The 18,196-nt window shown below is 71.6% G+C and carries 20 protein-coding genes; 13 read left to right on the top strand and 7 right to left on the bottom strand.

Translation table 11 applies throughout. The features are described 5' to 3' along the window. Window positions 1-67: 67 nt before the first annotated feature. From CGL27_RS18720 to CGL27_RS18670, 11 genes are all read left to right on the top strand, one after another. Window positions 68-1,225: a Gfo/Idh/MocA family oxidoreductase gene (locus CGL27_RS18720; RefSeq protein WP_119988652.1), complete on the top strand. Its 1,158-nt coding sequence runs from the start codon at window positions 68-70 to the stop codon at window positions 1,223-1,225. A 7-nt stretch (window positions 1,226-1,232) separates the two neighbouring features. Further along, complete coding sequence (locus tag CGL27_RS18715; protein WP_119988649.1) at window positions 1,233-2,189, top strand: PmoA family protein; 957 nt, start codon at window positions 1,233-1,235, stop codon at window positions 2,187-2,189. Window positions 2,190-2,194: 5 nt separating this feature from the next. Then, window positions 2,195-2,953, top strand: coding sequence for a cupin (locus CGL27_RS18710; RefSeq protein ID WP_119994449.1), 759 nt, complete (start codon window positions 2,195-2,197; stop codon window positions 2,951-2,953). A gap of 69 nt (window positions 2,954-3,022) precedes the next feature. Continuing rightward, window positions 3,023-4,312 carry an ABC transporter substrate-binding protein gene (locus CGL27_RS18705; protein ID WP_119988647.1) on the top strand — a complete coding sequence of 430 codons (1,290 nt, stop codon included), beginning with the start codon at window positions 3,023-3,025 and terminating at the stop codon, window positions 4,310-4,312. Continuing rightward, window positions 4,309-5,271: a sugar ABC transporter permease gene (locus tag CGL27_RS18700; protein WP_078641540.1), complete on the top strand. Its 963-nt coding sequence runs from the start codon at window positions 4,309-4,311 to the stop codon at window positions 5,269-5,271. Before CGL27_RS18705 ends, CGL27_RS18700 begins: the two co-directional genes overlap by 4 nt. After that, entirely contained in the window at window positions 5,268-6,149 is an 882-nt protein-coding gene (locus CGL27_RS18695; RefSeq protein WP_078641539.1) for a carbohydrate ABC transporter permease, read from the top strand. The genes CGL27_RS18700 and CGL27_RS18695 overlap by 4 nt, the downstream gene beginning before the upstream one ends. Window positions 6,150-6,155: 6 nt before the next feature. Then, window positions 6,156-6,740, top strand: coding sequence for a hypothetical protein (locus tag CGL27_RS18690; protein WP_119988644.1), 585 nt, complete (start codon window positions 6,156-6,158; stop codon window positions 6,738-6,740). A 19-nt stretch (window positions 6,741-6,759) separates the two neighbouring features. Continuing rightward, a complete protein-coding gene (locus tag CGL27_RS18685) occupies window positions 6,760-8,556 on the top strand; it encodes a hypothetical protein (RefSeq protein ID WP_119988641.1) in 1,797 nt (598 codons plus the stop codon). Between the two features lie 117 nt (window positions 8,557-8,673). After that, window positions 8,674-9,834, top strand: coding sequence for a Gfo/Idh/MocA family oxidoreductase (locus tag CGL27_RS18680; RefSeq protein ID WP_078641536.1), 1,161 nt, complete (start codon window positions 8,674-8,676; stop codon window positions 9,832-9,834). Next, window positions 9,831-11,000, top strand: a complete 1,170-nt coding sequence (locus CGL27_RS18675; protein WP_119988638.1) for a dihydrodipicolinate synthase family protein — start codon at window positions 9,831-9,833, stop codon at window positions 10,998-11,000. Before CGL27_RS18680 ends, CGL27_RS18675 begins: the two co-directional genes overlap by 4 nt. Then, window positions 10,997-11,827 carry a sugar phosphate isomerase/epimerase family protein gene (locus CGL27_RS18670; RefSeq protein ID WP_119988635.1) on the top strand — a complete coding sequence of 277 codons (831 nt, stop codon included), beginning with the start codon at window positions 10,997-10,999 and terminating at the stop codon, window positions 11,825-11,827. Before CGL27_RS18675 ends, CGL27_RS18670 begins: the two co-directional genes overlap by 4 nt. Window positions 11,828-12,012: 185 nt before the next feature. Here the strand turns inward: CGL27_RS18670 and CGL27_RS18665 are convergent, their stop codons facing one another. Both CGL27_RS18665 and CGL27_RS50110 read right to left on the bottom strand, forming a co-directional pair. Continuing rightward, window positions 12,013-13,158, bottom strand: a complete 1,146-nt coding sequence (locus tag CGL27_RS18665; protein WP_162953022.1) for a methyltransferase domain-containing protein — start codon at window positions 13,156-13,158, stop codon at window positions 12,013-12,015. Further along, complete coding sequence (locus CGL27_RS50110; RefSeq protein ID WP_162953021.1) at window positions 13,155-13,487, bottom strand: hypothetical protein; 333 nt, start codon at window positions 13,485-13,487, stop codon at window positions 13,155-13,157. The genes CGL27_RS18665 and CGL27_RS50110 overlap by 4 nt, the downstream gene beginning before the upstream one ends. A gap of 51 nt (window positions 13,488-13,538) precedes the next feature. Between CGL27_RS50110 and CGL27_RS18660 the strand changes: the two genes are divergently transcribed. Together CGL27_RS18660 and CGL27_RS18655 are read left to right on the top strand one after the other, a co-directional pair. After that, entirely contained in the window at window positions 13,539-14,267 is a 729-nt protein-coding gene (locus CGL27_RS18660) for a DNA-binding protein (RefSeq protein WP_240450552.1), read from the top strand. Between the two features lie 18 nt (window positions 14,268-14,285). After that, window positions 14,286-14,759 carry a hypothetical protein gene (locus tag CGL27_RS18655; protein WP_119988629.1) on the top strand — a complete coding sequence of 158 codons (474 nt, stop codon included), beginning with the start codon at window positions 14,286-14,288 and terminating at the stop codon, window positions 14,757-14,759. A gap of 199 nt (window positions 14,760-14,958) precedes the next feature. On the opposite strand, the gene CGL27_RS18650 is transcribed toward CGL27_RS18655, so the two are convergent. From CGL27_RS18650 to rbsK, 5 genes are all read right to left on the bottom strand, one after another. After that, window positions 14,959-15,318 carry a hypothetical protein gene (locus CGL27_RS18650; protein ID WP_119988626.1) on the bottom strand — a complete coding sequence of 120 codons (360 nt, stop codon included), beginning with the start codon at window positions 15,316-15,318 and terminating at the stop codon, window positions 14,959-14,961. Further along, the gene (locus tag CGL27_RS18645) at window positions 15,315-15,947 is read right to left on the bottom strand and encodes a SigE family RNA polymerase sigma factor (protein ID WP_119988623.1); all 633 of its coding nucleotides are present in this window, start codon (window positions 15,945-15,947) and stop codon (window positions 15,315-15,317) included. The genes CGL27_RS18650 and CGL27_RS18645 overlap by 4 nt, the downstream gene beginning before the upstream one ends. A gap of 70 nt (window positions 15,948-16,017) precedes the next feature. Further along, window positions 16,018-16,446 carry a hypothetical protein gene (locus CGL27_RS18640; protein WP_119988620.1) on the bottom strand — a complete coding sequence of 143 codons (429 nt, stop codon included), beginning with the start codon at window positions 16,444-16,446 and terminating at the stop codon, window positions 16,018-16,020. A 420-nt stretch (window positions 16,447-16,866) separates the two neighbouring features. After that, window positions 16,867-17,262 carry a D-ribose pyranase gene (gene rbsD, locus CGL27_RS18635; protein WP_119988617.1) on the bottom strand — a complete coding sequence of 132 codons (396 nt, stop codon included), beginning with the start codon at window positions 17,260-17,262 and terminating at the stop codon, window positions 16,867-16,869. Next, entirely contained in the window at window positions 17,259-18,185 is a 927-nt protein-coding gene (rbsK, locus tag CGL27_RS18630) for a ribokinase (protein ID WP_119988614.1), read from the bottom strand. Before rbsK ends, rbsD begins: the two co-directional genes overlap by 4 nt. Between the last annotated feature and the right edge of the window lie 11 nt (window positions 18,186-18,196).

The raw sequence follows: 18,196 nt of genomic DNA, 5'->3' as shown, positions 1-18,196 counted from the left end.
CTGTCATCCGGACCATGCCTAGGGTCCTCTCCAGCAAGCGCTTACCCCCGGCGAGGAGCCTCAGCCCATGGCCGCAGCAGCCACCGCCCGTATCCGTGCCGCAGTGGTCGGCACCGGAGCCATCGTCACCGGCAGCCATTTGACCGCACTACGTGATCACGCCGACCGTGTGGACCTCGTCGCCGCGGTCGACGTGGCCGCCGACCGGCTCGACGCCTTCCGCGCCACGGCGGCCGAGGGCGGCACTTTCGCCGTCACCGGCTACCCCGATGTGGCGGCCATGCTGGAGGCCGAGCGCCCCGATCTGGTCCTCATCGGCACCCCGCCCTCCCTGCACCGCGAGCAGACCGTGGCCGCGCTGAAGGCCGGCGCCTGGGTGCTGTGCGAGAAGCCGCTGTGCCTCACGCTCGCCGAGTACGACGAGATAGCCGCGGCCGAGCGGGAGGCGGGCGGCCCGTACGCCTCGGTGGTCTTCCAGCACCGCTACGGCTCGGGCGCCGTCCACGCCCGCGAGCTGCTGGCCGAGGGCGCCCTGGGGCAGCCGCTGGTGGCCCACTGCCAGACCACCTGGCACCGCGACACCGCCTACTACGCGGTGCCGTGGCGCGGCCGCTGGGAGACCGAGGGCGGCGGCCCCTCGATGGGCCACGGCATCCATCAGATGGATCTGCTGCTCCATCTCCTCGGCGACTGGACCGAGATCCGCGGCATGGCCGGACGGCTGATCCACGAGGTGGAGAGCGAGGACGTGTCCACCGCGCTGGTGCGATTCGCGAACGGAGCCATGGCCACCGTCGTCAACAGCGTGCTCTCGCCCGACGAGGTCAGCCGGATCCGTATCGACTGCGCGGACGCCACCGTCGAGCTGACCCATCTCTACGGCCACCGCAACGACGACTGGGTCTACACCCCCGCCCCGCACGTCCGCGACGAGCCCGCCCGGCAGCAGCGCTGGCGCACCCCGGCCGCCGATCTGCCCAGCTCGCACGGGGCCCAGCTCACCGGGCTGCTGGACGCGATGCGCGACGGCGTACGGCCGCCCGGCAGCGGCCAGGACGCCCGCCGCACCCTCGAGTTCATCGCCGCGCTCTACAAGGCGGCCTTCACCGGACAGCCCGTGCGCGCGGGCGAGATCGTGCCCGGTGACCCGTACTACGACGCCATGCACGGCAACCACCCCGAATGGGCGCCGAAGGCGGCGACCGCCACCACCAAGGAGAGCTGAGGCCGCCATGACCCAGCGCATCACCGTCACCCACACCCACGGCGAACAGATCTCGGTCGCCTCCGGCGGCGTCGAGCTGATGGCCTACGTCTACCGGCCCGACCCGGAAGCCTTCGAGGCCCGTAAGCCCTACGCGCACCCGCTGCGCACCCTCGCCGGGAACCCGGTCTCCGGCTACCGGCCCAGCGACCACCGCTGGCACAAGGGCCTGCAGATGACCTCCAGCCATCTGTCCGGCCAGAACTTCTGGGGCGGCAACTCCTACCTCGGCCCCGAGCAGGGCTATCAGCACGTCGAGGAGCGCGTCGGCTCGATGCGCCACGACGGCTTCGAGGAGTTCGCGGTCGCGGATGACCGGCTGCGCTTCGTGGAGACCCTCACGTGGGTCGAGAACGGTGGCCAGGAGTGGGCGCGTGAGGTGCGCACCATCGAACTCCACTCGGTGGAACCGGAGGAGGGCACCTGGGCCCTGGACTGGTCCATCCGTCTCACCAACATCCGCGGCGAGGCCCTGCACTTCGGCTCCCCGACCACCGCCGGCCGGGAGATGGCCGGGTACACCGGGCTCAACTGGCGCGGCCCGCGCGACTTCACCGGCGGCGACGTGATCGGCCCGGACGGGCGCGGCGGCGAGGGCGAGAAGGGCGCCTCCGACCTGATGGGCACCCCGGCCGCCGAGGCCCCCTGGGTCGCGTTCACCGGTGAGCACGACGGCGTGGACGGGCACTCCACGCTGCTGTTCGCCCACGCGCCGGAAAACCTCGACAACACCGCATCCATCCACGCCTCCCACTGGTTCGTGCGCTCCGAGCCGATCCCCTCGGTCGCCCCCTCCTGGGCGTTCTTCGAGGAGTTCGAGCTTCCGCCGGGGGAGTCCTTCGGCTACCGCTATCGGGTGGTGGTCGCGGACGGCGCCTGGGACCGGGCCCGCGCCGAGGGCTACCTCAAGAACCACGGGTGGTGAGCCGCATGGCCGCGTCGTCCGAGATGTTCGCCCCGCTGCCGGGTGGTGTGGGGATGTCCCACATCAGCGCGTACGAGTGGGAGGCCGCCGACGGGGTGTGCGGCGGCAGCCCCCATCTCCATCTGGCCTGCACCGAGGCATATGTGGTCACCGCGGGACGCGGCGCCGTGCAGACCCTGACCGTCGGGGACGGCTTCACCGAGACCCCGCTGGAGCCGGGCGCGGTGGTGTGGTTCACCCCCGGCACGGTGCACCGGATGGTGCAGGGCGGCGGTCTCAAGGTGACCGTGCTGATGCAGAACAGCGGGCTGCCGGAGGCCGGGGACGCCGTCTTCACCTTCCCGCCCGAGGTGCTGGCCGACCCCGAGCGGTACGCGGCGGCCGCCGCGCTGCCCGCCAAGGAGGGCCCGGAGGCCGATGCGGCGGCCCGGCGCCGCCGGGACCTGGCGATCGAGGGCTATCTGACGCTGCGGGCCGCCGCCGAGAAGGGCGACGAGGGGCCGCTGCGCGCCTTCCACGAGGCGGCGGTGCGGATCGTCGCGCCCAAGGTGAAGGAGTGGGAGCCGCGCTGGCGGGACGGGGCGCTGGCCGCCGCGCGGCGCACCGGTGAGCAGCTCACCGCGCTCGCCGCGGGCGACCCCGCGCATCTGGCGCAGGCGCGGGTCACCGCGACCGGGCCCAGCCGCCGGGGCGGCTACGGCATGTGCGGCCGCCGGGACGAGTACGAACTGCCCGGTGTCACGCTCCCGTACTACGGCGAATAGTCGCCGTAGAACACCACCACGCACGCTCATACGCTCAACGGACAATTCAGGAGGGAGGTCGGCTCCGGTATGCGCAGAAACAGGACAAAGGCGTCCTGCGCCCTGGCTCTCGTGCTCACGCTCGGAGGGACCCTCACGGGCTGCGGCGGCGATGGCGGCGGCGGCTCGGGCGGCAAGGTCAGCCTGCGGTTCACCTGGTGGGGCAACCCCGACCGGGCCGCCCGCACCGACGAGGCCGTCAAGCTCTTCGAGAAGCGCCACCCCGACATCGACATCAGCACGTCCTTCGCGGGCTTCGACACCTACAAGGCGAAGCTGGCCACGCAGGCGGCGGGCGGCGACGCCCCCGATGTGATGCAGCTCGACTACCGGCAGATCAACCAGTACGCCACCTCCGGCATCCTGCTGGACCTCGGGAAACATCCCGAGCTGCGCACGTCGGAGATCGACAAGGGGCTGCTGGCCACCGGAGTGGTGGACGGCGAGCAGTACGCGCTGCCGGTGGCCCGCGGCACCGAGACGGTGGCGTACGACGCCGCGCTGTGGCGCAAGGCGGGCGTCCCCGAACCCACCCTGACCTGGACCTGGGACGACTGGGCCGACGCCATGCGCAAACTCTCGGCGTCCAAGGCGATGCAGGGGCGGGTGGGCTCCACCGACCCGGGCCAGAGCGAGGACGTCTTCGAGATCTGGCTGCGCGGCCAGGGCAAGGCCCTCTACACCAAGGACGAGAAGCTCGGCTTCACCGCCGACGATCTGACCCGGTACTGGGAGTGGTGCACCAAGCTCCGCAAGGAGGGCGCGGTCGTGCCCGCCGAGCAGACCACCCAGATGGACGGGACGGTGGAGAACACTCCGCTGGGCCGGCTCAAGTCCGTCTCCGACTTCAACTGGGACGCGCCCACCAGCGGCTACGCGGCCATCGTCGGCGAGGGGCTGAAGCTGGCACCGTTCCCGGTCGGCGAGGACGGCACCCCCGGGCAGTACTTCAAACCGTCGATGTTCTTCGGCGCCTCGGCCAAGACCGCACACCCCAAGCAGGCGGCCCAGTTCATCGACTTCCTGCTCAACGACAAGAAGGCGGGCGCCATCCTCGGCGCCACCCGCGGCATCCCGGCCAACGACGCCATCCGGCAGGACGTGCTGCCGAAGCTGGAGGGCTTCGACCAGGTCATCTCCACCTATCAGAAGCAGTTCGAGGGCAAGCTCAAGGACCCGCCGCCCGCGCCGCCCAAGGGCGACGCCTCCCTGCAGTCCACCTTCTCGCGCGACTACGACCAGGTCAGCTACGAGCGCATGTCGCCGCGCGAGGCGGCGGAGAACTACATCACCGAGGCGAAGGCGGAGCTGAGGCAATGACCGCGACCGCGACCCGCCCCCAGGACGCCGCGCCACCCGCCACCGGCGGCAAGCGGGCGCCGAAGCGCGAGCGGCAGGGGGCCGCCTGGGTGTTCCTGTCCCCATGGGTGCTCGGCGCCGCCGTGCTGACGCTGCTGCCCATGGCCGTGTCCCTGTATCTGTCGTTCACCGACTACGACATGTTCGACGCGCCCCAGTGGATCGGCTTCCGCAACTACACACAGATGTTCACCGAGGACCCCCGCTACTGGCGGTCGGTCATCACGACCCTGACGTATGTCGTGATCGCGGTGCCGCTGCAGCTCGCCATGGCGCTCGCCGTCGCCATCGCGCTGAAGTCGGTCAAGCGCGGCAAGGGCTTCTACCGCTCGGCGTTCTACGCGCCCTCGCTGCTCGGCGCGTCGATGTCCATCGCCCTGGTCTGGCGGGCGATCTTCAACGACGGCGGCTCGGTGGACAACCTGCTCTCCGGTATGGGCATCGACATCGGCGGCTGGATCAACAGGCCGGGCTGGGCCATCCTGTCGGTCGCGCTGCTGACCATCTGGCAGTTCGGCGCCCCCATGGTGATCTTCCTGGCCGGGCTCCAGCAGATACCCGTCGAGCTGTACGAGGCCGCCGCGGTCGACGGGGCCTCCTGGTGGCGGCAGTTCCGCTCCATCACCATCCCGATGCTCTCCCCGGTGCTCTTCTTCAACCTGGTGCTCCAGATGATCCAGGCGTTCCAGGTCTTCACCCCCGCCTTCGCGGTCAGCGCGGGCAAGGGCGGACCCGCCGACTCCACGCTCGTCTACACGCTCTACCTCTACGACCGCGGCTTCACCGCCTCCCATATGGGCTACGCCTCCGCCATGGCCTGGGCGCTGCTGCTGGCCATCGGGGCCGTCACCGCGGTCCTCTTCCGGACCTCCCGGGCCTGGGTCTTCTACGCCAACGACAACAACGAGGGGGGCCGATGACCACCGCCCCGATCTCCACCGCCCCGGCCACTCCGGCGGCGCGGCGGCGGCCCGTCGGCCGGATCGTGCTGCACGCCTGCCTGATCGCCGTGCTGCTGGTGATGCTCTATCCGCTGGCCTGGCTGCTGGCGACCTCGTTCAAGCCCGCCGACGAGGTCGTCGCCAGCCTCAAGCTGCTGCCCAGCCACTTCGAATGGAGCAACTACTCCACCGCCCTGGACGGGGTGAACGAGGTCAGCGTCGGACGGCTGCTGTGGAACTCGCTGCTCATCGCGTGCGGTGCGGTGCTCGGCAACGTCATCAGCTGCTCGCTCGCCGCGTACGCCTTCGCGCGGCTGCGGTTCAAGATGCGCGGTCCGCTCTTCGCGTTCATGATCGCGACGATCATGCTGCCGCACCACGCCATCCTCATTCCGCAGTACATCATCTTCAACCAGCTCGGCATGGTGAACACCTACTGGCCGATGATCCTGCCGAAGTTCCTGGCCACCGACGCCTTCTTCGTCTTCCTCATCGTGCAGTTCATGCGCGGACTGCCGCGTGAGCTGGAGGAGGCGGCGCGGATCGACGGCTGCGGGCCCTTCCGCTCGTTCTTCAGCGTCATCCTGCCGCTGACCCGGCCCGCGCTGATCACCACCGCGATCTTCACCTTCATCTGGACCTGGAACGACTTCTTCACCCAGCTCATCTACCTCTTCGAGCCGGAGAAGTTCACCCTGACCCTGGCCCTGCGGTCCTTCGTGGACGCCTCCAGCCAGTCGGCCTTCGGCCCGATGTTCGCGATGTCGGTGTTCGCGCTGCTGCCCATCGTGCTCTTCTTCCTCGCGTTCCAGCGGTTCCTGGTCGAGGGCATGGCCAGCTCCGGACTGAAGGGGTGACCGGCCATGGACACCGCCACCAAACGTGAACCCGGCGAGCTGTTCGGCCCGCGCTTCGCGCTCTTCGCCGACGTCCTGGCGGTGGGCCTGGCCACGGCCGCCGCCTCGCTGCCGCTGATCACCGCCCCGGCCGCCATGTCCACGGCCTGCGCCGTCCTGGACCGGCGGGTGCGCCAGGACGCGCCCACCACGGCGGGCGGCTACCTCCGCGCGCTGCGGCAACGGCTGCGCACCGGCGATCTGCTGGCCGGGGCGGGGGCGCTGGCCGGCGGCGTCCTGCTGCTGTTCAACGCGCTCGCGGCGGGCGCGGGGCTGCCGGGCGCGGTGGTCTTCCGGCCCGCGCTGCTCGCCGTGGCCGGACTGCTCGCCGTCGTCTGTCTGCGGGCCTGCGCCCGCCCCGAGTCGGCGACGAGCTGGCGTACCGCGCTGCGCTCGGCGGCGTACGACAGCGTGCGCAAGCCTCGCGCGAGCGGCGTGCTGCTGCTGGCCGTCGCCACCGCCGCCGTCTGCGCCTGGGCCTATCCGCCGCTGCTCTTCCTCGTCCCCGGCCCCCTCGCGATCGCCGCCAGAGCCACGGAGCACCACCTATGAGAGCCACGGAGCACCACCAATGACACCCCTGCCCCGCCGTCACTTCCTCGCCGGGACCGCCGTCGCGGGCGGACTGCTGGCCGTCGGCGCCCCGGGTGCGGCCTCGGCCGCGGGCCGGGTAGACAAGCCGTTCCTGGCCCTGCTCACCGAGGCGGCCGACGCCCGGGTGGCCGAGGTCGTGGACGGGCTCGACGCGGCCCTCGACCAGTTGAACAACCTCGGCCAGGCCCGCCCCGCCGCCCGCAGCCTGCGGCTGCTCACCTCCGTCCACGTGTGGGGCGACGCCGCCCACCACCACGACGGCGCGCTGATCGCGCCGATGACCCGGCTCGTGGACGCCCTGGCCGCCGCCCAGTTCGACGACGGCCTCTACGACCAGGGCGCGGTCCACTCGCCCCCGGACACCGCCTTCTCGATCGTCGATCTGGGCCTGGTGTACGGCCTGCTGGACGCGGACGGCCACAGCGGCACCCGCGCGATCCGCGCCACCTTGAAGACGATCCTGCTCAAGGCGGGCAAGGGTCTGTCCACCGGCGGAGTGCACACCCCCAACCACCGCTGGAAGGTGTGCGCCGCGCTGGCCCGGATCAACTCCTTCTGGCCCGACGCCCGCTACACCCGCCGTATCGACGCCTGGCTGGCCGAGGGCATCGACCAGTACGACAGCGGCCAGTACAGCGAGCGCAGCGCCACCTACGCGCCCATCGTCACCAACCCCTCGCTGCTGACCCTCGCCCGGCTCACCGAGCGTCCGCGGTTCTACGACCACGTGCGCCGCAACCTGGACGCCACCCTTCATCTCCTGGAGCCCAATGGCGAGGTGGAGACGGTGCATTCGCGCCGCCAGGACCAGAAGTCCCTCAAGCATCTGTCCGAGTACTGGCTGCAGTTCCGGGCGCTGGCGCTGCGGGAGCGGGACGGGCGGTTCGCGGCCGTCGCCGCCACCATCCAGCGGCGCGGGGCGGACCAGACCTTCGACGAGACCCCGCTCGGGGACTTCCTGGCCGAGGTGCTGGACCATCCGGAGCTGGCCGCGCCGCTGCCCAAGGCCACCGGGGCGCCGGAGGAGTTCACCTTCCACGACCGGGACTGCGGGCTGGTACGGATCGCGAAGGGGGACACACGGACCACCGTCTTCGGCGGCACCGACTTCCCCGACGTGCACGCGATCTCCTCGGGCCTGTCCACCAACCCGACGTTCTTCAAATGGCGCAAGGGCGCGGCCATCCTGGACTCGCTCCGGCTGTCCCCGCAGTTCTTCTCGCTCGGCCACTTCCGGGCCGAGGACGTGGAGGCCACGGCGGACGGCTGGCGGCTGTGGGCCGAGGTGCGGGCCGGATTCCATCTGCCGCTGCCGCCCCAGCACCGCCGCCCCGACGGGCGGTATCCGCTGACGGACGACGGCCGGTTCTGGTCCGCGATGGACTTTCCGCACCGCCCCAAGGAGTGGCGCACCCTGCGCACCGAGATACGGATCGCGGCGGCCGACGGCGGCTGGAACCTGGACCTCCGGATCGGCGAGTCCGAGGTCCCGCTCGCCCTCGAACTGTGCTTCCGCGGCGGCGGAAAGCTGACCGGGGTCGACCCCGTGCCCGGCCAGAAGGACACGTATCAGCTCGTCAAGGGGTACGGGACGTATACGGCGGGCGACGACGTGATCACCTTCGGGCCCGGCAACGGCAGCGGCCCGCGCCAGCCCGCCGTCGTGGACTCCGGCGAGCGCTATAGCTGGATGGGCGGCGATCTGACCCCGGCGGGCCGGCGGGTCCTGATCACCGGGCGTTCGCCCCTGCGCTATCGGCTGACGCTGCGCTGAAGCGCTGACTGTCCCGCGTTCGCCCCTGTGTTCGCTCTGTACAGGGGCGGGGCGGGGCGGTTAGCGTTAATGCTTAGAAAGCGCTTACTGTTACTCGCGGTGAGGAGAAGAACCCACGTGACACGCAAGACAGTGCGGATCGCCATGAACGGTGTGACCGGCCGGATGGGCTACCGCCAGCACCTCGTCCGCTCTCTCCTCGCCATTCGCGAACAGGGCGGCATGGACCTCGGCGACGGCACCGTGCTGTGGCCCGAGCCGCTGCTCGTCGGCCGCCGGGAGCACGTGCTCAAGGAGATGGCCGAGCGCCATGGCCTCGACCCGGTCGCGGATGTCTCGACCGACCTGGACGCCGTACTCGCGGACGACCGCGTCGACATCTACTTCGACGCCCAGGTCACCGCCGCCCGCGAGGAGGCCATCAAGAAGGCCGTCGCGGCAGGCAAGCACATTTACACCGAGAAGCCCACCGCCACCGGTCTGGCGGGCGCCCTGGAGCTGGCCCGGCTCGCCGAGGCGGCGGGCGTCAAGCACGGGGTCGTCCAGGACAAGATCTTCCTGCCGGGGCTGCTGAAGCTCAAGCGCCTCATCGACAGCGGCTTCTTCGGCAGCATCCTCTCCGTGCGCGGGGAGTTCGGCTACTGGGTCTTCGAGGGCGACTGGCAGAGCGCCCAGCGGCCCTCCTGGAACTACCGGGCCGAGGACGGCGGCGGCATCGTCGTCGACATGTTCCCGCACTGGGAGTACGTGCTGCACGAGCTGTTCGGCGCCGTGCGCACCGTCCAGGCGCAGGCCACCACCCACATCCCGACCCGCTGGGACGAACAGGGCAAGCCGTACGAGGCCACCGCCGACGACGCGGCCTACGGCGTGTTCCAGCTCGAGGGCGGCGCCATCGCCCAGATCAACTCCTCCTGGGCGGTCCGGGTGAACCGCGACGAGCTGGTCGAGTTCCAGGTCGACGGCACCGAGGGCTCGGCCGTCGCGGGCCTGCGCAACTGCCGCGCCCAGCACCGCTCGGCCACCCCCAAGCCGGTCTGGAACCCCGACCTGCCCGCCACCGAGTCCTTCCGCGAGCAGTGGCAGGAGGTGCCGGACAACGAGGAGTTCGACAACGGCTTCAAGGCGCAGTGGGAGCTCTTCCTGCGCCATGTCGCGCTCGACGAGCCCTGGCGCTGGGACCTGCTGGCCGGCGCGCGCGGCGTCCAGCTCGCCGAGCTGGGCCTGAAGTCGTCGGCCGAGGGCCGCCGGCTGGACGTACCGGAGCTGAGCCTGTGACCGTCCACCTCCCCGCGCCGGGCGGTACGACCCGCCCCTACGAACCCCGCACCGAGCCGCTGTCGCTGACCCCCGGGGCCTCCTTCACCTCCCGCGTCGTCTTCTCGGCCGCCCATGTGGTGGCCGCCCCGTACGCCGATGTGACCCCCGACAGCCCGGCCGCCGTCGACTGGGACGCCACCCTGGCCTTCCGCCGCCACCTGTGGTCGCACGGGCTGGGCGTGGCCGAGGCCATGGACACCGCCCAGCGCGGCATGGGCCTGGACTGGGCGGGCGCCGCCGAGCTGATCCGCCGCTCGGCGGCCGAGGCGAAGGCGGTCGGCGGCCGGATCGCCTGCGGCGTCGGCACCGACCAGCTCTCCGCCACCGAGATCGGCTACCCCCACAGCGTGGCCGAGGTCCGGGCCGCCTACGAGGAACAGCTCGCCGTCTGCGAGGAGTCCGGCGCCCAGGCCATCCTGATGGCCTCGCGCGCCCTGTGCGCCGTGGCCAAGGGCCCCGAGGACTATCTCGAGGTCTACGGCCATCTGCTGCGCCAGTCCGCCGAGCCGGTGATCCTGCACTGGCTGGGCCCGATGTTCGACCCGGCCCTGGAGGGCTACTGGGGCAGCACCGACCTGGACGCCGCCACCCGCACCTTCCTCGACGTCATCGCCGCCCACCCCGACAAGGTCGACGGCATCAAGGTCTCCCTGCTGGACGCCCGGCGCGAGATCGACCTGCGGCGCAAACTGCCGGACGGAGTGCGCTGCTACACGGGCGACGACTTCCACTACCCCGAGCTGATCGAGGGCGACGACCGGGGCTTCAGCCACGCCCTGCTCGGCATCTTCGACCCGCTGGGCCCGCTGGCGGCCGAGGCCGTGCGCAGGCTGGACACCGGCGACGCCACCGCCTTCCGGGCCCTGCTGGACCCGACGGTGGAACTCTCCCGCCATCTCTTCCAGACCCCGACCCGCTACTACAAGACGGGCGTGGTGCTGCTGGCCTGGCTGGCGGGCCACCAGTCGCACTTCACGATGGTCGGCGGCCTCCAGTCGGCCCGTTCGCTGCCGCATCTGGCGCGGGCGTACGAACTGGCGGACGGTCTTGGCCTGTTCCCGGACCCGGCGCTGGCGGAATCCCGGATGAAAGACCTGCTGTCCGTGTACGGAGTCGATCGATGAGCGCCGTGTCCCGGCTGAGCCTCAACCAGGAAACGATCAAGCAGTGGTCGCTGCCCGAGCTGGCGGAGGGCTGCGTCAAGGCGGGCGTCACCGGCGTCGGCCTGTGGCGCGAGCCGGTCCAGAAGTACGGCGTGGAAGCCGCCGCCGAGCTGGTGCGGGGCGCGGGCCTGACCGTCACCAGCCTGTGCCGGGGCGGCTTCTTCACCGCGATCGAGCCCGAGGCACGGGCCGCGGCCCTTGCCGACAACCGTAAGGCCATCGACGAGGCCGCGATCCTGGGCACCGACACCCTTGTCCTGGTCTCCGGCGGCCTCCCGCCCGGCAGCCGCGACCTCTTCGCCGCCCGCGAGCGCATCGCCGACGCACTGGGGGAGCTGGCCCCGTACGCCGCGGACCACGGCGTCCGCCTGGCCATCGAGCCCCTGCACCCCATGTACGCCTCCGACCGCTGTGTGGTCTCCACCCTCGCCCAGGCCCTCGACCTGGCCGAGCGCTTCCCGGCTGACCAGGTGGGCGTGATCGTGGACACCTACCACCTGTGGTGGGACGACACCGTGGCCGCCCAGATCGCCCGCGCGGGCGCGGGCGGCCGTATCGCCGCCTTCCAGCTCGCCGACTGGATCACGCCCCTCCCGGAGGGCGTCCTCCTGGGCCGGGGCCAACTCGGCGACGGCTCGGTCGACTTCCGCTGGTTCCGCGAACAGGTCGACGCCACGGGCTACACCGGCCCGATCGAGGTGGAGATCTTCAACCCGGACCTGTGGGCCCGCGACGGCGCGGAGGTCCTGGCGGAGGTCGCCGACCGCTACCGGGCGCTGGTGCTGTAGCGACTGCTTCGGGGTGTGTTGGGCAGGCGTGCGTCCAGGCAGCCGAACGCACCCCGGCGCGGGGAGTCCTGAGACCCGCTGAACCATGTCCGACGCCGCGAGGCGGCGGTGTAGCCGACGGCCGGGAACACCGGGCCCCCTCCCGCCGGGAGGAGGCCCTTTCGTGCTCTGGCTACGCGCCTCACTCAAACAGTTAGCCGCCATGAGGGGCCCCGGGGCGTTTCGTACCAGAGGCGATGCTCTTCGCCCGAGACCGTCAGACCGAAGTGGTCCCATTTCGGCATGTCGTGAGCAGTGAACCACCCCCACCAGCTCTCGACGGTGTCCCAGATGCTGCGCTCGCCCGTCTCGCGGAACTGTGTCTGTTCGCCCGCGAAGATGGCCTCAGCCCACGCCCCGTCAGGCATCACCAGACGGCGCATGGTGCGCTCCTCGTCGTCAGTGCCGTACTGGAGCACTACCCCGGGCAGCGTGGACGCCAGCAGGAAGGTGAAGTGGTAGCTGTCGAAGGCCGTGACCGGTACGCGGGATTCCCCGTGTGTGTCCACCGGTCCCGATGCAAGCGGTAGGGGAGGGGCCGGCACCGCCGTGCGCGCCGCCATAAAGGACCCGCCGCCTGCTTGGAACCGTCCCTCCAGGCTCCCGTCCGGCATGCGGTCGAGGACGGCCAGACCCCCGCTCAGCGGCGGGAAGAGGTTCGCGACGAGTCGTCCCCCGGGAGCGACCGCGGACCTCAATGTCTCGGTGATCCTCGGGAGGGCACACGTAATGATCACCTTGTCGAACGACTCCGGCGGCCAAGCCCAGTCCCTCACGTCCACGGTGAGGATGTTCGGTGTGATGCCGATGCCCTCCAGATTGAGCAGGGCTTCGGATGTCAGGTCCGGATCGATGTCCGCCGTTACGAGCTGGTCAGCGCTCTCCAGGCGGTGAGCGATGAGGGCGGTTTGGTAGCCGGTGCCAGTGCCCCCGTCGAGGACCCGGTCTCCAGGCTGTACGTCAAGGGCCTCCAGCATCCGGGCCGTGAGGCTCGGCTGTGTGCTGGACGACGTGGGGACGCCGGTGAACAGCCCATCCGCGGACTTCGCCGTCTCCGGGTCGAGACGGGTGACGAGTGTGGCGTTGGTGTAGATGGGGTTGAACCAGTCTCCACCGTCCGCGGCGTCGAGCGGCTTCCATCGAGTTGGCGTGCCGCCCTGATTCTGGAAATAGCGCGGGACGAAGATGTGCCGGGGCACCTCTTCGAACGCCTGCTTCCAGTGAGGGGAGACCAGGTCGTCCGAGCCCTCCAGGATGCTTGCCAGATTCTCAGCGAGCGGTTTCCAGTTCACCGGCGACACCAGTTCTCCAGGGTTTGAGCGATCGAAGCGGCTAGGGGGATTTCCGCACTGTTGAGCCATGCCCACTGGCCCGAGGGGTTTGCCTCCAGGAACGTCCACTGACCGTTCGGCTGCACGATGAAGTCCGTGGCAGCGTAGGTGAGGGCCAGTCGAGCCAGGTACCCGCGCACTCCGTTGACGACATCGGCTGGCGTCTCGATCAGCTCGTACTCAAGCGCGTCGTAGTCGGACCGCCAATCCGTGCGAGCGGCCTCGCTGTGCGCCTTGATCCTTCCCGGCAGCTCTCCGAGCCAGTCCTGGCCCACCTGCGGCTCACCCAAGCCATCACCAGTGACGCCGAAACGACCGAGCAGCGAGCCCGCTTGGCCGCAGTGGGCAGTGAAGCCGCCTCCCTCGCCGGTTGGCTGGCCTGGGACATGAACGACATCGGATTGGCCCGCACCTGGTACGGCGCGGCCATCAAAGCCGCGCGTACCTCAGGCGACCGGCTGCTCCTCGCCTACCAACTCGGCAGCCTGGCCGGGTTCGAGGCAGACGCCGGGAACGCCCCCCAGGGTCTCGCCCTCGTCCGCAAAGCCCATCGTCAGCTGGGCGACGCAGCACCGGCCATCGCCACCGCGTGGCTCGGCACGATCGAGGCGCTCGCACACGCGGCCGCGGGGAATCGTCCCGCCGCGGGAAGCGCGCTCGACCAGGCCGCCCGCAGCACCGACGCCGTTCAGGACGAACAGCCGCCACCGTGGCCATGGGTGTTCACCTTCACCCACACCAAGGTCGCTGCGACCCGGCTCACCTGCGGCGCACGGCTCGGCCTCCCTGGATGGGTGGCCGCCTCCCAGGACGCAGCCGCAGCGGCCCTTACATCAAGCCACGAGAAGCAGCGTGCGCTGCTCATGCTCGACCTGGCCGCCGCGCAACTGGGGACGGGTCGACTAGATGGTGCGTTCGCGCTGGCCGGGCGGGCACTCGAGACGGGGGCACGGTATCGGTCAGGCCGGATCATCGAGCGCGCCCGTGCGCTCCGACGGTCCTACACTTCGGCGACTCCACCCAGGGTGGCCCGTGAGTTCGACGACCGACTGCACGGCATCTACCTGTGATCACGAAAGGAGCGGCCCATGCGCCTCGGCATCACCGGCCACCGCGGTCTTCCCCCAGAGACGGAGCGATTGGTCCGCCGGGCCCTTCAAGAGGAACTTACGCGCTACGGTCCTGACCTGATCGGGGTCTCGTGTATCGCCGACGGCCCGGACGCCTGGTTCGCTGAGCTGGTGCTGGGGGCTGGTGGGCGTCTTGAAGTGGTGGTCCCTGCGGAGAAGTACCGCGAGGGCCTGCCGGCGGAGCATCACCAGACCTATGACCGTCTCATCCAACAAGCCGCCGACATCCACCGCGCGGGCATGGTGGAGTCAGATTCCCGGGCGCACATGGCCGGAAGCGAGATTCTGGTGGGCTTGGTGGACGAGCTGGTTGCTGTTTGGGACGGGCAGCCGGCCCGCGGGTACGGCGGCACGGCCGATGTCGTGGCCTACGCCGAGCGCACCGGTGTCCCGTCTCGGGTGATCTGGCCGGAGGGTGCTACCCGGGACTGACCGAGAGCGCGGCTGATCATCCAGCGCGTGGACCCGACAGACTCATCACGCTCCAGCAGGCCGTCATGACCGAGCACGCCAAGGAAGCCGGGCTCAACCGGTTCGCAGTAGGGCCCTCGGGGCGCTGGGGTGCTCGGGGGGCAGGGGCGTCGGAGGGATGGTCCCGGGGCCAGTGGCGGGGGCGTGCGAGGCGACCGCGTCAGGGCTGGGTGGGGACGGAGGTCGAGGTCGGGGCGGCGGGCGGAGAGGTGGGGGAGGGCCGGGTCGGAGTCCCCGTACTGGACGAGGGGGCCGAGGTGGTCGGAGGGGAGGTGCGGGGGTCGCGGGCGGGCGGGGCCGGGCGGTTGTTCTCCGGGGAGCCGGACAGCAGCAGGAAGGCGACGGCCGCCGCCGCTGCCGCCGCCACGGCGACGGCGGATACGACCCGCCGGATCCGCCGGGTGCCCCAGGCCGGGCCGGTGGGCGGCCGGTACGGGGACAGCTCGTGGGCGTCGATGAGCCGCGCACGGGCGTCGAGCGCGGCGCGCAACCGGTCCTCGACGGGTGGGGGAGTGCTCATCGGGCCGCCTCCAGCAGCTTTTCCAGAGTGACGAGCGCACGGCTCGCGGTCGACTTCACGGTGCCTCGGGAGACGCCCAGCGTTTCGGCTATCTGGGCCTCGGTCAGCTCCGACCAGTAGCGCAGCACCAGCACCTCGCGCTGGCGCGCGGTGAGTTCGGCCAGCGCGTCGAGGACCTGCCGGTGTTCCTCGGCGAGCAGCAGCGGCTCGTCCACGGGCGCCCCCGGCCCCTGGTACGGCGGGGTGTAGGCGCGCGCCGTACGCCGTCGGCGCAGCACCGAGCGGGCGGCGTTGACCACGGCGGTGTGCAGATAGGCGTGCGCGTCCTGGAGGCTGTCCAGCCGCGAGCCGTGCCGGCGGCAGACGGCCGCGAAGGCGTCCTGGACGACGTCCTCGGCGGTGTGCAGGTCGTCCACCAGGAAGACCGCCAGCCGGATCATGTCCAGCCGCCGGGCCTGGTACAGATCGGCCAGCGTGAGGCCGGGCTCCCCGTCGCCCCGGCCGCCCACCGGCCTCAGCGCCCGCAGTCGCCGCCCGCCGCGCGCCGTCTCCACCGGCGGCGTCGAGGCGGTCGTCCGGGCGCGGCGGAGCAGCCGGGTCCACCAGGGCAGGACAAGAGTGAGCTGCATCGTCCTCGTTCACCTCATCGGTGGGGCGGGGCCGGCTCCGGAACCGGCCTCGCCCCATCCGTGGTTGCGGCTAGCGACCGGCCTTGGTGGGGGCGGGCTTGGTCGGCTCGGGCACGCTGGTGGGCGGCTCGGTGGGGGCGGGCTTGGTGGGCTCCGGCACGCTGGTGGGCGGCTCGGTGGGGGCGGGCTTGGTCGGCTCGGGCACGCTGGTGGGCGGCTTCGTGGGCGCGGGCTTGCTGGTCGGCGGCTTCGTGGGGGCGGGCTTGGTGGGCTCGGGGACGCTGGTGGGCGGCTTGGTCGGCTCGGGCTTGCTGGTCGGCGGCTTGGTGGGCGCCGGCTTCGAGGTCGCCGACGGGGCCGGCTTGGCCGGGCCGGAGTGGTCGCCGGTGGCCGCCTGGGCGGCGATGCCTCCGCCCACGATCAGGGCGACTCCGGCGGCCGACCCCACGATCCAGGGGCGCAGACGGCGGTTGGGCTTCTTGGCGCGGTCGTGCTGCATACGGAACGACTCCCGAAAGGATTGAGCGAACGCTGAAGGGTGAGGCGTGCGCCGAGGATCCGAGGACCCGTTCCGGAACCTGCCTTCATCCCACCAGACGTGCGGCCCCACCCGAGGTTGTCGCGCCCCGGAAAAATCTTTCGCCGATCGCTGTGCAACCGTTCCGGCCCTTGGCGGGTCGTACCTGGCATTGGGCTTCCTGGGGGGATTCCGGGGGGGATTCGAGAGGAAGCCCTGGGAGGGGAAAACGAGGGGCCCGGACCACGGCCGGGCCCCTCGAAATGTCACACCGCGCCCCCGGACGCCCGCGTCACCCACGCCCCCCCGGACGCCCGCGTCATCCCGCGCTCGGGGACTCCCGCGTCACACCGCGCCCCGGCGCGCGAGGCCGACCCCGGGGACGACCGCGCGTCGCAGGCCTCAGAACGGCACCCCGCACCGCAGCAGCACATTCGCGTACGGCCGCGCCTCCCCCGTACGCACCACCAGCCTCGCCCGTCCCGTCATCGTCTTGAGCTCCTCGTGCGGGACCAGATCCAGCGCGGGCGCCGGGAAGAGGCGGTCGAGCAGGGCGGTCGCCTCGGGGTTGTGGCCGCGTACCTCCCGCGCCGCCGTGGCCCCTTCGACCACCAGCTCGTCCAGCAGCCCGGTGAGCACCCGCTCGAACGACGGCACCCCGGCCGTGAAGGCGAGGTCCACCACGAACGGCCCGTCCGGTATCGGAAGGCCCGCGTCGCACACCATCACCGTGTCGGTGTGGCCCAACAGGGCGATGCCCGCGCTCAGATGGCGGTTGAGAATCCCGGATCGCTTCACAGCGCCGCCACCTCCTCGGCGTTCGGGAAGGACGCCTGCGCCCCGGCCCGTGTCACCGCGGCGGCGCCCACGCGCACCGCGAACCGCACTGCGGTCGGCAGGTCGTCGCCGACGCCGAGGCGCCAGGCGAGCGCGCCGGTGAAGGCGTCCCCGGCGCCCGTGGTGTCCACGGCCGTCACCGCGGGACTGGGCACCAGCACCGTACGGTCGCCGTCGGCGACCAGCGCGCCCTCGGCGCCCAGGGTCACCACGACCGAGCGCGGACCGCGCGACAGCAGGGCGTCGGCCCACTCCTCGGGGTCGTCGGAGGACCCCACCGGGGCGTCGCTCAGCAGGAACCGCGCCTCGTGCTCGTTCACCACCAGCGGATCGCAGGCGGCCAGCACATCGGCGGGCAGCGGCGCGGTCGGCGAGGGGTTGAGCACCACCCGCGGCCCGAGGCGGCCGCCGAAGCCCGCGCCCGCCGCGCGGACCACCTCGGCGACCGTCTCCAGGGGGATCTCCAACTGCAGCGAGACCACTCGCGCCGCGGCCAGCAGGCTCGCCGCGGCCCGGACGTCGCCGGGGGTCAGCCGGGCGTTGGCCCCCTGGGAGACCACGATGCTGTTGTCACCCGAGGGGTCCACCGTGATCAGCGCTACCCCGGTGGGCGCGCCGCCGACGAGGACGCCGACGGTGTCGACCCCGGCCGTCCGCTGCGAATCCAGCAGCAGCCGGCCGTAGCCGTCGTCGCCGACCCGGGCCAGCAGCGCCGTCCGGGCCCCCAGCCGGGCGGCGGCGACGGCCTGGTTGGCCCCCTTGCCGCCCGGGTGGACCGCGAGGTCGGACCCGAGGACGGTCTCGCCGGCCCCGGGGCGGCGGTCGACTCCGATCACCAGATCGGCGTTGGCCGACCCCACGACCAGCAGGTCGTAGTCGTGCATCCGCACGTCCT

It is taken from the genome of Streptomyces sp. 11-1-2, assembly GCF_003595545.1.
GTDB lineage: Bacteria > Actinomycetota > Actinomycetes > Streptomycetales > Streptomycetaceae > Streptomyces > Streptomyces hygroscopicus_B.
Note: the sequence above shows the minus strand (reverse complement) of the source record. Positions and strands in the feature narration are given on the sequence as shown.

Excerpts from the sequence above, each read along its gene's own strand:
- CGL27_RS18720 (WP_119988652.1), top strand. The coding sequence starts at position 68 with ATGGCCGCAGCAGCCACCGCCCGTATCCGTGCCGCAGTGGTCGGCACC.
- CGL27_RS18715 (WP_119988649.1), top strand. The coding sequence starts at position 1,233 with ATGACCCAGCGCATCACCGTCACCCACACCCACGGCGAACAGATCTCG.
- CGL27_RS18710 (WP_119994449.1), top strand. The coding sequence starts at position 2,195 with ATGGCCGCGTCGTCCGAGATGTTCGCCCCGCTGCCGGGTGGTGTGGGG.
- CGL27_RS18705 (WP_119988647.1), top strand. The coding sequence starts at position 3,023 with ATGCGCAGAAACAGGACAAAGGCGTCCTGCGCCCTGGCTCTCGTGCTC.
- CGL27_RS18700 (WP_078641540.1), top strand. The coding sequence starts at position 4,309 with ATGACCGCGACCGCGACCCGCCCCCAGGACGCCGCGCCACCCGCCACC.
- CGL27_RS18695 (WP_078641539.1), top strand. The coding sequence starts at position 5,268 with ATGACCACCGCCCCGATCTCCACCGCCCCGGCCACTCCGGCGGCGCGG.
- CGL27_RS18690 (WP_119988644.1), top strand. The coding sequence starts at position 6,156 with ATGGACACCGCCACCAAACGTGAACCCGGCGAGCTGTTCGGCCCGCGC.
- CGL27_RS18685 (WP_119988641.1), top strand. The coding sequence starts at position 6,760 with ATGACACCCCTGCCCCGCCGTCACTTCCTCGCCGGGACCGCCGTCGCG.
- CGL27_RS18670 (WP_119988635.1), top strand. The coding sequence starts at position 10,997 with ATGAGCGCCGTGTCCCGGCTGAGCCTCAACCAGGAAACGATCAAGCAG.
- CGL27_RS18655 (WP_119988629.1), top strand. The coding sequence starts at position 14,286 with ATGCGCCTCGGCATCACCGGCCACCGCGGTCTTCCCCCAGAGACGGAG.
- CGL27_RS18650 (WP_119988626.1), bottom strand. The coding sequence starts at position 15,318 with ATGAGCACTCCCCCACCCGTCGAGGACCGGTTGCGCGCCGCGCTCGAC.
- CGL27_RS18645 (WP_119988623.1), bottom strand. The coding sequence starts at position 15,947 with ATGCAGCTCACTCTTGTCCTGCCCTGGTGGACCCGGCTGCTCCGCCGC.
- CGL27_RS18640 (WP_119988620.1), bottom strand. The coding sequence starts at position 16,446 with ATGCAGCACGACCGCGCCAAGAAGCCCAACCGCCGTCTGCGCCCCTGG.
- rbsK (WP_119988614.1), bottom strand. The coding sequence starts at position 18,185 with ATGCACGACTACGACCTGCTGGTCGTGGGGTCGGCCAACGCCGATCTG.